9 protein-coding genes and 1 pseudogene are annotated in these 14,625 nt (G+C 33.8%); 7 read left to right on the forward strand and 3 right to left on the reverse strand.

What is annotated here, in order from left to right; genetic code table 11:
• Positions 1-94: 94 nt before the first annotated feature.
• Together M1F97_RS05900 and M1F97_RS05905 are read left to right on the forward strand one after the other, a co-directional pair.
• The gene (locus tag M1F97_RS05900) at positions 95-1,720 is read left to right on the forward strand and encodes a malolactic enzyme (protein WP_247944505.1); all 1,626 of its coding nucleotides are present in this window, start codon (positions 95-97) and stop codon (positions 1,718-1,720) included.
• Between the two features lie 77 nt (positions 1,721-1,797).
• Entirely contained in the window at positions 1,798-2,745 is a 948-nt protein-coding gene (locus M1F97_RS05905; RefSeq protein ID WP_247944506.1) for an AEC family transporter, read from the forward strand.
• A 308-nt stretch (positions 2,746-3,053) separates the two neighbouring features.
• On the opposite strand, the pseudogene M1F97_RS05910 reads toward M1F97_RS05905, so the two are convergent.
• The 3 genes and pseudogenes from M1F97_RS05910 to M1F97_RS05920 all read right to left on the reverse strand — a co-directional run bounded on the left by M1F97_RS05910 (position 3,054) and on the right by M1F97_RS05920 (position 7,884).
• Positions 3,054-4,378: pseudogene (locus M1F97_RS05910) on the reverse strand (transposase).
• A 316-nt stretch (positions 4,379-4,694) separates the two neighbouring features.
• Positions 4,695-6,233 carry a response regulator transcription factor gene (locus M1F97_RS05915; protein ID WP_247944507.1) on the reverse strand — a complete coding sequence of 513 codons (1,539 nt, stop codon included), beginning with the start codon at positions 6,231-6,233 and terminating at the stop codon, positions 4,695-4,697.
• Positions 6,214-7,884, reverse strand: a complete 1,671-nt coding sequence (locus M1F97_RS05920) for a sensor histidine kinase (protein ID WP_247944508.1) — start codon at positions 7,882-7,884, stop codon at positions 6,214-6,216. The genes M1F97_RS05915 and M1F97_RS05920 overlap by 20 nt, the downstream gene beginning before the upstream one ends.
• A 201-nt stretch (positions 7,885-8,085) precedes the next feature.
• On the opposite strand from M1F97_RS05920, the gene M1F97_RS05925 reads away from it, so the two are divergent.
• The 5 genes from M1F97_RS05925 to M1F97_RS05945 all read left to right on the forward strand — a co-directional run bounded on the left by M1F97_RS05925 (position 8,086) and on the right by M1F97_RS05945 (position 14,552).
• Positions 8,086-9,003 carry an ABC transporter permease gene (locus M1F97_RS05925; protein WP_247944509.1) on the forward strand — a complete coding sequence of 306 codons (918 nt, stop codon included), beginning with the start codon at positions 8,086-8,088 and terminating at the stop codon, positions 9,001-9,003.
• 17 nt (positions 9,004-9,020) lie between these two features.
• Entirely contained in the window at positions 9,021-9,917 is an 897-nt protein-coding gene (locus M1F97_RS05930; protein WP_247944510.1) for a carbohydrate ABC transporter permease, read from the forward strand.
• Between the two features lie 9 nt (positions 9,918-9,926).
• Positions 9,927-11,492 carry an extracellular solute-binding protein gene (locus M1F97_RS05935; protein WP_247944511.1) on the forward strand — a complete coding sequence of 522 codons (1,566 nt, stop codon included), beginning with the start codon at positions 9,927-9,929 and terminating at the stop codon, positions 11,490-11,492.
• Positions 11,493-11,697: 205 nt separating this feature from the next.
• On the forward strand, positions 11,698-12,342 hold the full coding sequence (locus M1F97_RS05940; protein ID WP_247944512.1) for a YesL family protein: 645 nt from the start codon (positions 11,698-11,700) through the stop codon (positions 12,340-12,342).
• On the forward strand, positions 12,339-14,552 hold the full coding sequence (locus M1F97_RS05945) for a glycoside hydrolase family 31 protein (RefSeq protein WP_247944513.1): 2,214 nt from the start codon (positions 12,339-12,341) through the stop codon (positions 14,550-14,552). The genes M1F97_RS05940 and M1F97_RS05945 overlap by 4 nt, the downstream gene beginning before the upstream one ends.
• The last annotated feature ends 73 nt before the right edge of the window (positions 14,553-14,625 follow it).

Raw genomic sequence — 14,625 nt, forward strand, 5'->3', positions numbered from 1 at the left:
AACATATGCGTACACAATTGTATTTTTTAAACAACAAAGTTTTCTAAATAATTCGTTTTAAGTGGTATAATAGAAGTAAAAAGGAGGTTGCACTATGACTGCACATGATATTTTAAACAATCCTTTCCTTAATAAAGGGACTGCCTTTACCTTAGAGGAACGGAAGAAACTAGGTCTTATTGGTTTATTGCCACCTTATGTTCAAACCATTGAAGAACAAGCGGCGCAAACTTATGCACAAATGCAAACAAAAGCCAATGATTTGGAAAAGCGTCTTTTCCTAATGGAAATTTTTAACACGAACCGGACTCTTTTCTATTACCTCTTTTCTCAACATTTGGAGGAATTCAATCCAATTGTATACGATCCAACTATTGCAGATACCATTGAAGGCTATAGTGATCTCTTTGTAGATCCACAATATGCGGGATATCTTTATATCAATCATCCTGAAAATATTGAAGCCACTTTGAAAAATGCTGCTGGGAATCGCGAGATTCGTCTCATTGTTGTAACAGATGCAGAAGGAATTCTTGGAATCGGTGACTGGGGAACAAATGGTGTCGATATTTCTGTTGGGAAATTGATGGTCTACACGGGTGCTGCTGGAATCGATCCTTCTATGGTCCTTCCTTTAGTTATTGATGCAGGGACTAACCGTGAAGAACTTCGTAACAATCCTAATTACTTAGGGAATCGTCACGAACGGGTTCGCGGAGATCGTTACTACGACTTCATTGACCAATTTGTTCAAACAGCAGAACGTCTCTTTCCTAAACTCTACCTTCACTGGGAAGACTTCGGCCGCTTGAATGCTGCCAATATTCTTGAAAAATACCGGAAACAAATTCCAACTTTTAATGATGATATTCAAGGCACAGGAATCGTTACCTTGGGTGGTATCTTTGGTTCACTGGATATTAGTGGCGAAAAATTAACAGATCAAGTTTATCTCTGCTATGGTGGTGGTACTGCAGGGGCAGGAATTGCCTCTCGTGTTCTTCGTGAAATGGTGAGTGAGGGTCTTTCTGAAGAAGAAGCTTATAAACGTTTCTTTATGGTTGATAAACAAGGTCTTCTCTTTGATGACATGGATGACCTAACTCCTGAGCAAAAACCCTTTGCTAAGAAACGTGCTGACTTTAGTAATGCAGACAAGTTGACTGACCTACTTGAAGTAGTGAAGACTGTGAAGCCAACCATTCTTGTAGGAACTTCAACTCAACCTAATACCTTCACTAAAGAAGTAGTAGAGGCTATGTGTGAAAATACAGAGCGTCCGATGATCTTCCCTTTGTCAAATCCAACCAAACTAGCTGAAGCTAGTGCCAAAGATTTGATTGAATGGTCAGATGGCAAAGCTTTTGTCGCAACAGGAATTCCTGCTGATGCGGTTTCTTATAAAGGTGTCGACTATGTGATTGGTCAAGCCAATAATGCCTTGATTTACCCAGGTCTTGGTCTAGGTATGCTGGCTTCTGAAGCAAGTCTTTTAACTGATGAAATGATTGGAGCAGCGGCTCATTCATTGAGTGGTATTGTCAATCCAGGCCAACCAGGAGCTCCTGTTTTGCCGCCGTTCAAGTATGTAGCAGATGTTTCTATTAAAGTAGCAGAAGCAGTCGCTAAAAAAGCGCAAGAGCAAGGTCTTGCACGCGCTAAGGAAACAGATATGGCCAAAGCCGTTCGTGATTTGAAGTGGTATCCAGAGTATAAATAATTCATTGCTGCTGTCTATCCTTCTATAGCGACAGATTTGTATGGGCTGTGGACTTAAGTAATATAGAAAGGATACCTATGTCACTCTTTTTAACCTCGATTACGAGTATCATTCCGATTATCGCTATCATTGTTTTGGGGTATATTCTTCAGGTGAAGGGATGGTTTGGAGATGCCTTTGGACCTAACCTGTCTCGTTTGATCATGAATGTAGCCTTGCCAGCGTCAATCTTTGTGTCGGTGATGAAATACCTAACACTAGATAAGCTAATCAGTCTTTCTGGAGGTCTCCTTTATACATTTGTGGCCTTTATCTTGGGCTATATCGTAGCTTATATTGCAGTTATACTTTTCAAGGTCCGTCCAGGACGGCGAGGGACCATGATTAATACCTTTGTGAATGCTAATACTATTTTTATTGGTTTACCTTTAAACGTTGCTCTTTTTGGTGATCAGGCTCTTCCGTATTTCTTAATTTACTATATCACCAATACGATTTCCACCTGGACATTGGGCGTGTATTTGATGACGAGCGACAGTAAATCGGGTCAAAGCAAGGAGACAAGTAAATTTGACTGGAAGAAATTGCTACCAGCTCCGCTTGTAGGTTTTCTTGCCGCTCTGCTATTTTTGATTCTCCGAATCTCTATTCCTGATTTCGTAACGAATACCTTAACCTATGTTGGAAATATCGTCACTCCCCTATCTCTGATTTATATTGGTATTGTTCTTGCAAAGGCAGGCTTGAATACCATTGCTCTTGATAAAGATACAATTGTCACTTTGGTTGGACGCTTTATCCTAGCTCCTCTAATCATGCTTCTTGTATTGAAGTTCTTTGCACCAAATATGGCGACAGTAGAATTTAAGACCTTTATGATTCAGTCTGCTACACCAGCTTTAGCTGTTCTCCCAATCCTTGCTAATCAGGGAAAAGGAGATGTGGAATTCTCTACGAATGTGGTGACTCTAAGTACGGTTCTATTTATCATTGTTATTCCAATATTACAAACTTTATTAGGATAAGAAGGAAGAGGATAGGCTTGAAAGTTTTGCGTTAAGAAATTTCACTATTTAAAAAATATTGATTTAAATTTTATGAAATGAATCAGTAGACATCGTTCTGAAAAACCTTGATATTACGCTGTTTTTAGTCCAACTGAAACTCGTACTTTCCAAATCAGGCTTGAAAAAAGATCGTAAAGCGTCACAGTTTAGTAAACGTTCTTCGAAAGAATTACTATACTCACAAAGAGCACCTTTCGGGGTGTTCTTTTTGTACTTTCATACTTAAATTGGTGGGCTCTTTGTCAACTGTAGTGGGTTGAAGTCAGCTAAATTCTAGAAAGGACAATTTTCGTCCTTTCTTTTTTGATGTTGAGAGTGATGAAAATCCTTTTTTTGAAGTTTTCAAAGTTTCGAAAGCCAAAGGCATTTCGTTTGATGAGTTTGATGAGATTATTAGTTGCTTCCAATTTGGCGTTAGAATAGGGTAGTTGAAGGGCGTTGACAATTTTCTCTTTGTCCTTGAGGAAGGTTTTTAAGACAGTCTGAAAAAGAGGATGAACCTGCTTTAGATTGTCCTCAATGAGTCCGAAGAGTTTGTCAGGTTCCTTATTCTGAAAGTGAAAAAGCAAGAGATGGTAGAGCTTATAGTGGTGTTTCAAGTCTTCTGAATAACTCAAAAGCTTGTCTAGAATTTCTCTATTCGTTAAGTGCATACGAAAAGTAGGGCGATAAAATCTCTTATCGCTGAGTTTACGGCTATCTTGTTGAATGAGCTTCCAGTAACGTTTGATACCTTGTATTCATGGGATTTTCTATCGAATTGATTCATCATTTGGACACGAATACGGCTCATAGCACGGCTAAGATGTTGTACAATGTGAAAGCGATCTAGAACGATTTTAGCACATGAGAGTGAAACAGTCTGGGAGACTGTTTCAGCCTGAGCCTAGAAATTCGAAAGCGAAGTTGTCTAGCCAAGTCATAGTAAGGACCAAACATATCCATAGTAATGATTTTCACCTGACAACGAACAGCTCTATCGTATCGAAGAAACTGATTTCGGATAACAGCTTGTGTCCTGCCTTCAAGAACAGTTATGATATTAAGTTTGTCAAAATCTTGCGCAATGAAACTCATCTTCATCTCCCGATTGCAACAGTCACTCCCCTGACTGTTTCAACGTCCCAGGACATAATCTCAGGAAGTCGGTTAAAATCATGTTTAAAGTGAAAGTCGTTGAGCTTTCGGATAACAGTTGAAGTTGAAATGGACAGCTGATGGGCAATATCAGTCATAGACGTCTTTTCAATCAACTTTTGAGCAATTTTTTGGTTGATAATACGAGGGATTTGGTGATTTTTTCTTGACGAGAGATGTTTCGGCGACCATCATTTTCGAACACTGATAGCACTTGAAACGGCGTTTTCTAAGGAGAATTCTAGTAGGCATGTTAGTCGTTTCAGGGTAAGGAATCTTAGACGGTTTTTGAAAGTCATATTTCTTCATTTGACTTGCAATCAGGACAAGATGGAGTCTCATAATCCAGTTTAGCGATGATTTCTTTGTGAGTATCCTTATTGATGATATCTAGAATCTGGATATTAGGGTCTTTAATATCAAGTAGTTTTGTGATAAAATGTGATTGTTCCATATGATTCTTTCTAATGATGGTTTGGCCGCTTTTTATTATAGATCTTATGGGACTTTTTTTCTACAACAAAATAGGCTCCATCATATCTATAGGGGATTTACCCACTACAAATATTATAGAGCCACAAAACGAGTTATCTGACACTCAGAATTCCGTCTTGTTCGCTTTTTTGTCTAATCTATCGATTTTTAAAATTTATAATAAAGAATTCCTAAAATCAAAATCTTTTTGTCCCAGACTCTTTGGAAAAACTGTAGAATTTCAAAAATTACTACAGATCTTGAATTTTACTTATCATTTCAATGATTTAGATTGCTTACATTTTATTTTGATATGTTTTACGGTAATCTCCAGGAGAAAGTCCAGTCCTTTGTTTAAAAATTTTAGTAAAGTAAGAATAATTATCATACCCTACTTGACAAGATACTTGTGATATCGAGATATTTGTTTGAGATAGGAGAGATTTAGCAGCATTAATGCGCTTATCCGTTATATATTTAACAAGAGTTTCTCCAGTTTCTTTTTTAAAAATTCTAGCTAAATGATCTGCACTGAGATAAACCATATCTGCTAATATAGAACGATTTATATCCTCATAGTAGTGATGATCTATGTATTCGACAATGCGTTGAATACTATTTTTCTGGTTTTCAATGTTTGTTGCAAATTTCTTAGCATGTGACCAGTAATAATCAAAGTAATCCTGAAAAGATTCAATTGAATGAAAGCGTCGTTGGAATAAGAAATCATGAGTGCTGTTTTGGAACAATTTATGTGCCGAAATTCCTTTTTGATCTAGATATATTCCTATTTGTTGAGTCCAATCTAGTAAAATTTGTTGTAGTGTGAAAGTAGGAATTTGAGAATTATTAGCAAGCGAATTAATTTTTTCTCTTAATTCATATTCGCTTAAGCTATCTAAAAAAGTAATTGAAAGAGTTTCTGTTTTAAAAGAAGTTGGGAAACTATGTGGAAGACATATAATAGTATTCCAATAAGAGACATACTGTTCATTATAAGTGTAGAGTTCTTTAGTATGAAATAAAATATCGGATATTTTATGGCAACTCTTATATATAATATTTGAGTATTTACTAAAATTATTAGAAATTTGAGAATGAATTTCATATGCCAATTTGTCACTACGTTTGGATGAGTCTACTCTAAAGAGACAAACATATTGATCAACCTGACTTTCCATTTTGAATAAACTTATCAACTTATAAGACGGTTGTGAAATTCTCTGAAGTTCTCTTTTTAGTTGAGAAGTCCATGATGGAGTTTCTGCAGAATAATCTTCTTCATTAAGATCGATTGTTAAAACTGCAAGGAAAAAATATTGGTGTTTTTTAAGAATAAAATCTTGTTTGCTTGCTATGTTTTCTAGTTCATCAATGCGAGAAATTTGAGGTTTTCTAAGGTAATCATACCAGAAATTATCCTCTATTTGTAAAAGTGCATCATTTTTTCCGGTTAAGTTATGATTCTCGATTTTACCGATTGCTTTTTGAATAATAAATTCTAATTTTTCAAAGTTAATGGGTTTTAGATAGTATTCGAAGCTTTGCAATTCAATTGCTTTTTGAGCATAGTTGAAGTCGGCGTAATTAGTTAAAAAAATTGTTTTTATATCATATTTTTCATTTCTAATCCAAGATAAGAGTTCGAGGCCACTGCCTTGAGGCATTTCTATATCGCTTATCATGAGATCAATAGGATGCTCTCTAATAATATTTTGAGCTTGAGTGAGGCTATAGGCAACATAAACAGTATCAATGTGTAGTTTAGCCCAATTTATTTTCTCTCGTAAAGCTTCAATGATAAAACGATCGTCATCAACTAATAAGATGTTCATTATAACCTCCATCTATAATCTTGTATGGAATAAGTAAAAGAATTTTAGCCCCACCTTCTTCATTATTTTCAAATGCAATACTATAGTCATTAGGATAGAGAAGATTTAAACGTTCGATGGTGTTTGTGATCCCAATATGATGTCCATCTTCTGTTATTAGAGACTGTTTCTGATTTAGTTTTGATAAAATTTCTTCAGAGAAACCTGGACCATTATCTTCGATACAAATCTGAATATAATCTGAGTCCTCAGTTTTTACTTTTTTTATTGATAGTAAAATTGTAAATAAATCCTGAAATGAAAAACCGTGTTTTATTGTGTTTTCAATAAACGTTTGTAACAGTAACGATGGAACAAGAGTATTTTGTAAATCAGAATTGTAGTCTAGTGAAAAGTAGATACTATTTCCATATCGAATTCGTTGTATTTCTAAATAATCTTTAATATGCTGAACTTCATCTTTAAGTTCTGAAAAATCTTGATTAGCCATAAATAAATGACGGAGATAATTTGAAGTTAGGATAGTTAATTCTTCAATTTCCTTGTAGTTTTTTGTTTGAAGCATACTATGAATCATTGATAACATATTTAAGTAGAAATGCGGTCGGATTTGATTTTTAAGATAATTAAGTTCAATCTTCTTAAGTTCTAGTTGTGAATGGTATTCTCGTATTTTTAATTCTTGCATGTCAAAAATTACTTTATTAAGTTTATCATTTGCCTTATCAATTTCTAGTATACCTTCAGATATAAAAAATTCAGAAGGGAGGATGGAGTCCCCAAGTTGAGAGAGCCGTTCAGTGAGTCTTGTTATAGGTTTAATCATCCACTGACGAATATACAGGATAATGATGATTGATAAAATTGTGATAATGATAGGAACGGCTGATAAAAATACTTCTAAGAGTGTGATATTTCTAAAGACTTCGGCATAATCGACTAAAACATAAATATCGAAAGGTAAATGCGTTTTTTCATTTTGGGCATGAATTAGGTAATTAGCGGACGGTATATTGTTAGGCTCTTTTAGGGAGAGTTTACCATTATTACCAATATTAAGTTTATTGAGAGGTTTTAGGATATCTTCTGAGGATATGACAGCATAAATTGTTTTTCCTTCGTAATGAACGGATTTAACTAAGTATTCGTTATTTTTAGTAGTTATATTTTTCCATTTACGGTCACTTATATCGCTACTTAGTGATTTTAGATATGTTTTTAACAGTAAATAATCTTCATATGGAATATAAAGATTGGAAACATTAATAAAATGTTCAGTGGCATCTGTTTCCAACAAGAATGTCATATGGGTTTCGTTTTGATATTCAAACTCTGTAAAGCTAGTTTGAACTTTTTTAAGATTTTCTTGATACTCAAGAAACGTTTGTACATGATTTAATTTCTCTAAAGATTCATTATGCGTTATTGTTGAGTACATAAAGCGTTCTACAGAATGCAATTTCTCATTAACAGAGTCAGCATAAATTTCAATTGAACTACGTAAGTGTACTATATTTTGGTTTTTAATAAAATTTCTGGTTATGTTACTCATAGCAATATTGATTAAAATATTTATCAATAGTAGTACAAGTAGGAGTTTAAAGAAAAAATGAATAGAATGTTTTTTTGATAACCCGCGATTTAATTTCATATACTATCCTCGTATTTTAATTATATCACTTTGAAAATACGATATCATGTACAAAACAGATATGTTTTATCAAGATGTCGGAAAAGTAATAGTTCTCAGAAATGATAAACTGAAAAATTGATAAACCTAGTCCAAAAAGTTATATTAAGGGAATTCTATATGGTGTAAAATAATCGTAGAAAATCAGATAGGAGGAAAAAAATGAAAGTAGCATCTCAACTTCATAAAATAAAATTAAAACATAGTATTCCATTATATATATTACTTTTTCCCTCAATATTGTTATTAATTTTATTTTCCTATATTCCCATGTTGGGACTTATTATTGCATTTCAAGACTATTCACCAGCCAATGGTATATTTGCTAGTCAGTGGGTAGGATTTAAGTACTTCACTCAATTTTTCTCATCATTCCAATTCGGGACAACTATGTTCAATACATTAAAAATTTCACTTTATAGTATTGTAGTAGGATTTCCCTTGCCTATTATACTAGCTATAATTAGTAATCAGTTAAGAGTTGGGAAATTTAGAAAAATATTTCAAGTGACAACTTACTTACCCCATTTTATCTCTACAATGGTTATGTGTGGGATGATTATCTTATTTTTATCTCCTACTAGTGGTTTGTTAGCGAATGTATTTAAGTCTGTTGGAATTACTATTCCAGATTTTTTATCAAAACCTAGTAATTTTGCAGGTGTTTATGTTTGGAGTGATGTATGGCAACATATTGGTTGGGATAGTATTATTTATCTAGCAGCGCTTTCTGCAATTGATCCTACATATTATGAGGCTGCAACTATGGATGGTGCCTCTAGATTACAAAAAATTAGGCATATAGAATTACCATTACTTTTGCCAACTGCTATGATTTTACTAATATTAAGAGCAGGTAGTTTATTAAGTGTAGGTTTTGAGAAAGTGTTACTACTACAGAATCCACTTAATTTAGCAGGAAGTGAGATAATTTCGACCTATGTTTATAAAGTTGGTATGGTGAACTTTCAGTATAGTTATTCGACAGCTATAGGGTTATTTAACACCGTAGTCAATCTAATAATTTTGTTATCTGTTAACTGGTTCTCGAAAAGATATACTAGAACGGGTCTTTTTTAAAGGAAGGAGTGCTCAAGGTGAAATGGTTTCATAAATCAAGAAAAACAAACTCTGAATTATTATTTGATATAGTTGCCTATGGTTTAGCAATTTTCCTTATCCTGTTAATTGTTTATCCGTTATGGTTTGTAGTGATTGCATCTTTTAGTAATCCTTCAGATGTTGCAAACGGGAAGGTATGGTTTATTCCAAGAGAATGGAAATTAGATGGATATTTACGTCTTATTCAACAACCTTTATTTTTACGTAGCTATTTAAATACAATTTTATATACTGTTGTTGGGACCTTAGTTGCTTTAGTAGTCAATATTCCAGCTGGTTATGCTTTATCTAGAAAAGAATTAGTTGGTAGAAAGTGGATGAGTATTCTATACATAATCCCTATGTTTGTATCAGGTGGCTTGATTCCTACCTACTTAACAGTAAAGAATGTAGGCTTGATTGATACATTTTGGGTAATGGTAATACCTTTTGCAGTTTCATCATACAATATTATTGTTGCTAGAACTTTCTTTAATAATAGTATTCCAGACGGGATGTGGGAGGCTGCGCAAATTGATGGCTGTGGTACAATTCGTTATTTTATTAAAATAGTTGTTCCGTTATCAAAAGCTATTATAGCAGTTATTGGACTTTGGACTGCAGTTGGTATTTGGAATTCATGGTTTAATGCTTTAATGTATTTAACGAATGAAAATTTACAGCCATTGCAATTAATTTTACGACGTTTACTAATTAGTAATCAAATGTTACAATCGCAAGCAACAGGAGAAGTGGCATCAGATCTTCGTATCAAAGCTGATATGATGAAATATGCAGCAATTGTTATTTCAACCGCTCCGATAATGTTGCTATATCCCTTGGTTCAAAAATATTTTAATCAAGGCGTAATGATTGGCGCGTTGAAAGAATAGGAGAAAAACATGAAAAATAAATCATTTACATATTTGTTCTTAGGAACAGTTACACTTGCTGGCTTAACAGCCTGTGCAAATTCTAATAATGCGAATAAGGACGATAAGTCTGGAGAAGATTCTTATAAAATCACAACTGTTCGTTGGTCTGACTGGGGGGAAGATTATCATAAAGGTTTTCTAACTGATTCTGCCAAAGAATCAGGTATCGATGTTAAATGGGACACACTTGTAGCTGCAGACTGGGCAGATAAGAAATCTGTGTTGGTTGCTAGCGGAGATTTACCAGATGCATTTTTGGGTTCAAATGCATTTACAGATTCAGAAATTGCTCAGAACCAATCTCTATTTATCCCGTTGGAAGATTTAATCAAAGAAAATATGCCCAATTTAACTAAGGCTATGGAAAAAGAGCCTAAGATTAAAGCTATGATTACTTCACCAGATGGTCATATATATAGTCTGCCTAAAAAATTACCGATGCGCCCTACGGTAGCTAATCAGCTATTTATTAATAAAAAGTGGCTGGATAATTTAGGATTAAAGGTTCCAGAAACTTATGATGATTTAGTAAAAGTATTACAAGAATTTAAGGATAAAGATGCGAATGGAAATGGAGATGTTTCTGATGAAATTCCATTTGGAGCAGGAAACTTTGATCCAACATTCTCATATATTCTTCCGTTCAATAATCGTTTAGGTGCAGATAATACGTATGAAATGTCTGTAAAAGATGGAAAACCAGTCTACCTTCGTACAGAGGAAAGTTATAAACAAGGGATTGCAGCAATGCATGAAGCTTATAAAAAAGGTTTGATTGATCCGGAAATCTTTACACAAGATACCTCTATGAGTGTAGCAAAACGTATGGATAAGGGAGTATCTAGAGTAGGTGTTTCTAGTGGTTGGACAGCAGATGCAACGTTTGGCTTACATTCAAGTGAGTATATTGCTCTACCTGCTTTAAAAGGTATGGATGGTAAACAATATGTCTTTTCTGATCCTGATCATTACACCTATGGTCGAAATGAAATATTGATTACAAATAAGAGCAAAAACCCTGCTAAATTATTGAAATGGTTGGATAAATTATATACAGATGAAGCAAGTATTCAGAATTTCTATGGATCATTTGGAATAGCTACTGAAAAGAATGGTGATAAGTTTAAAGTGTTACCTCCTAAAGATGGTAAATCAGCCGATGAATGGGCATGGATTAATTCACTTCGAGATTTTGGTCCTAAATACGTAAGCGATGATATCAATAGTCGCGTAGAAATCGATCAAACACAAGGTGATGGATTGAAATTGAAGATGGACCAAGATTTGAAACAATTTGCGTTGCCAGCTTACCCTAATGTGATTTATTCACAAGAAGAACTTAACAAATTATCATCAATCTATGTTAGTATTGAATCCTATGTCAAACAACAAGCATCTAAATGGGTAGTTGAAGGTGGCATAGAAAAAGAATGGGACTCATACAAAGAAACTCTTAAGAATATGGGATTGGACGAGTTTATGAAGATTCAACAGGAAGCATATAATCGTTACCAAAAAGAAATAAAAGAGTAATATTTTATATGAACTCTTGGTTGTATGAACAAGAGACTAGCTAATTACAGGAAGCGAGACTGATGACAGCAGATTATCTCGCTTCCTTTATTCTAATTTTTAAAGAAATTTGGAAATGTTTTTTAAATAATTTAGGTAATATTTTTGTACAACTGACATTATAAAATATAGAGTTAAGGCAATCGATTTTATGGAGATATCTATTATGCAAAAATTATTTTCATTAGATGGAAAAATGGTTAGAATTTTAACTTTTTTGACAGATTTAATTATTTTAAATACTCTATTTATTGTTAGTTGTATTCCAATAGTTACAATTGGGGCATCACTAACTTCTCTTACGACAATGTGGTATCGTATTTTAAAAGGTAAAGATACCGATATTGCTTATCATTATTTTCGGATCTTTAGACAAAATTTTAAACAATCAACTTTTATTTGGTTGTTTATCCTCCTAATAGAATTACTTTTATATGTGAACTATTGTCTTTGGGGCTATTCAAGTTTACTTTCAGAGTATAGTTTATTGTTAGTGTTGCCCTTTTTATTTGTTATAATACTTTTTATGAGTGTTGTTTTTCCCTATATTGGTCTATTTAAAGATAATCTAAAAAATAGTATTGTAAATAGCGTATTAATTTGTATTTTAAATCCAATACAAGCTATCATGTTGGTTTTATTTAATATTTCTGTACTGTATATGAGTTTTAGTAGTCCAGAACGAGTTTTAACAGCTATTTACGTATTTACATTTGGGGGATTTGCTTTTTGCGGATTGATGAATGTAACGATAACAAATAAAATGTTTGATAAGGTAAAGAGATTTAATAAGCGGAGGAAAACAAATTGAAAATTTTTAAGGGAGAGTTTTATCGAATCTCTGTATTAACAGACAAGTTAGTAAGGTTAGAATACTCTCAAACTGGAAGTTTTGAGGATAGAACTACACAACTTATCTATAATAGAGATTTTGGTCAAGTTTCGTTAGATTATATCGAGACATCAAACGTACTAGATATTATGACGGACTATTTTCATCTGCACTTTAATAAAGGAGAATTTAACGCCGAAAATTTATTTATAGAATTAAAAGGAAATTTTGCCGTATATGGTAGTCGCTGGTATTTTGGTGAATCTATTGAAACGTTAAAAGGAACAGCTCGGACTCTGGATGAGGCAGATGGAGCAATCTCGTTAGAAGATGGAATTATTAGCCGAAATGGTATTGCCTTACTGGATGATTCTCAAGGATTTATTTGGGATGAACAGTCTGGTTATATTGAGAGAGAAAATCAAATTGACCTGTATTTCTTTGCCTATGGGCATGATTATAGAGGAGCAATCAGAGACTTTTACCATTTGACTGGTTCAACACCCTTGTTGCCAAGATATGCTTTAGGCAATTGGTGGAGTAGATATTGGCCTTATACGTCGGATGAATACTTGGATTTAATAGACAGATTTGAAACAGAGAAAATTCCATTATCTATCGGTGTTTTAGATATGGATTGGCATATAACTGAAATTCCAGCCCGTTTTGGAAGTGGCTGGACAGGATATAGTTGGAATAGAAACTTAATACCAAATCCAGAACAGTTATTGCAACAACTTCATGATAGAAAGTTAAAACTCTCTTTAAATGTCCATCCTGCTGATGGTATACGGGCTTATGAAGAAGCTTATCCTCGGGTCGCAAAACGATTAGGGTTAAATGTAGAATTAGAGGAACCTGCTATTTTTGATTTTTTTAATCCATCTTTTAGAGAATCCTACTTTAAAGATGTTCATTATGAGCTAGAAAAGCAGGGAGTAGATTTTTGGTGGATTGACTGGCAACAAGGGACTCAAGGTATGTTGGATCCACTGTGGCTTTTAAACCATTATCACTATCAGGATAGTTGTAAAAATGCAGAAGGTGGTTTGATTTTATCAAGATATGCAGGTCCTGGCAGTCATCGCTACCCTGTTGGTTTTTCAGGAGATACTATTATTAGTTGGAATTCCTTAAGATTTCAACCTTATTTTACAGCGACAGCATCTAATATTGGTTATAGTTGGTGGAGTCATGATATTGGTGGGCACATGCTTGGAGATTATGACGAAGAGCTACAAACCAGATGGCTACAGTTTGGTGTTTTTAGTCCGATTACTCGATTACATAGTTCTAGAAGTCCCTTTAATAGTAAAGAACCTTGGTTTTTTTCAGAAACAACATCTAAGATTATGAAGAAATACCTTTGTTTGAGACATCAGATGATTCCATATCTATACACTATGAATGTAAAGACACACGAGGAAGGTGCCCCATTAATCAGCCCAATGTATTATTTCTACCCAGAGAATGATGAGAGCTATAATGTTCCTAATCAATACTTTTTTGGAACAGAACTGATGGTGGCTCCCATTGTAGAAAAGATGGATTTGGTATTCCAATCTGCAAAAGTAGATGTATGGTTCCCTGAAGGTGAATGGTATGACTTCTTTTCAGAGAAAAAATATACAGGTGGTGTAAAGTTGAGTGTTTATAGAGATATTTCGACGATACCTGTGTTCGCAAAAAGTGGTGCAATCATTCCCTTGGTTGGTTCTGAGATAGATATGGGTGTTGATTTACCTGAAGTTGTAGATTGGTATGTATTCCCGGGCAAACAACATTCTTTTGAAATGATTGAAGATCAAAATGGTCAAAGATATAAAACAAGATTATCAATCGATTGGGAAATAGGAATGGTAGAGTTAGCATTACAAGGAGATTCTAGTATCGTTCCAAGTAATAGAAGGCATATAATTCATTTTAAAGGAACGAATGTGTCTATGATTGAATTGCCAAATAAGAATGATACAGCTAGATTTGAATGTAAAGATAATAAAACGACATCTCTAAATGATGAAGTTTTTAGACTACTAAAGACGGCTTCTCTTCCATATGAATTAAAAGATAGATTGTTAAATCAATTCATCAATGCGAAAAATTCTCATGAGTTAATGAATATCTTGCATCATCAGGATAAGGAATTGAGAGGGCGTTTGTTGGAAATGATATTTACTAATGAAAACTAATTGAGAAATTTCGTACACAATTTCTATTATTTAATTACTAATTATTTATTTTTTAATGTGTAACAGTTTTACA

The organism is Streptococcus oralis, assembly GCF_023110435.1.
Classification (GTDB): Bacteria; Bacillota; Bacilli; order Lactobacillales; family Streptococcaceae; genus Streptococcus; species Streptococcus oralis_CF.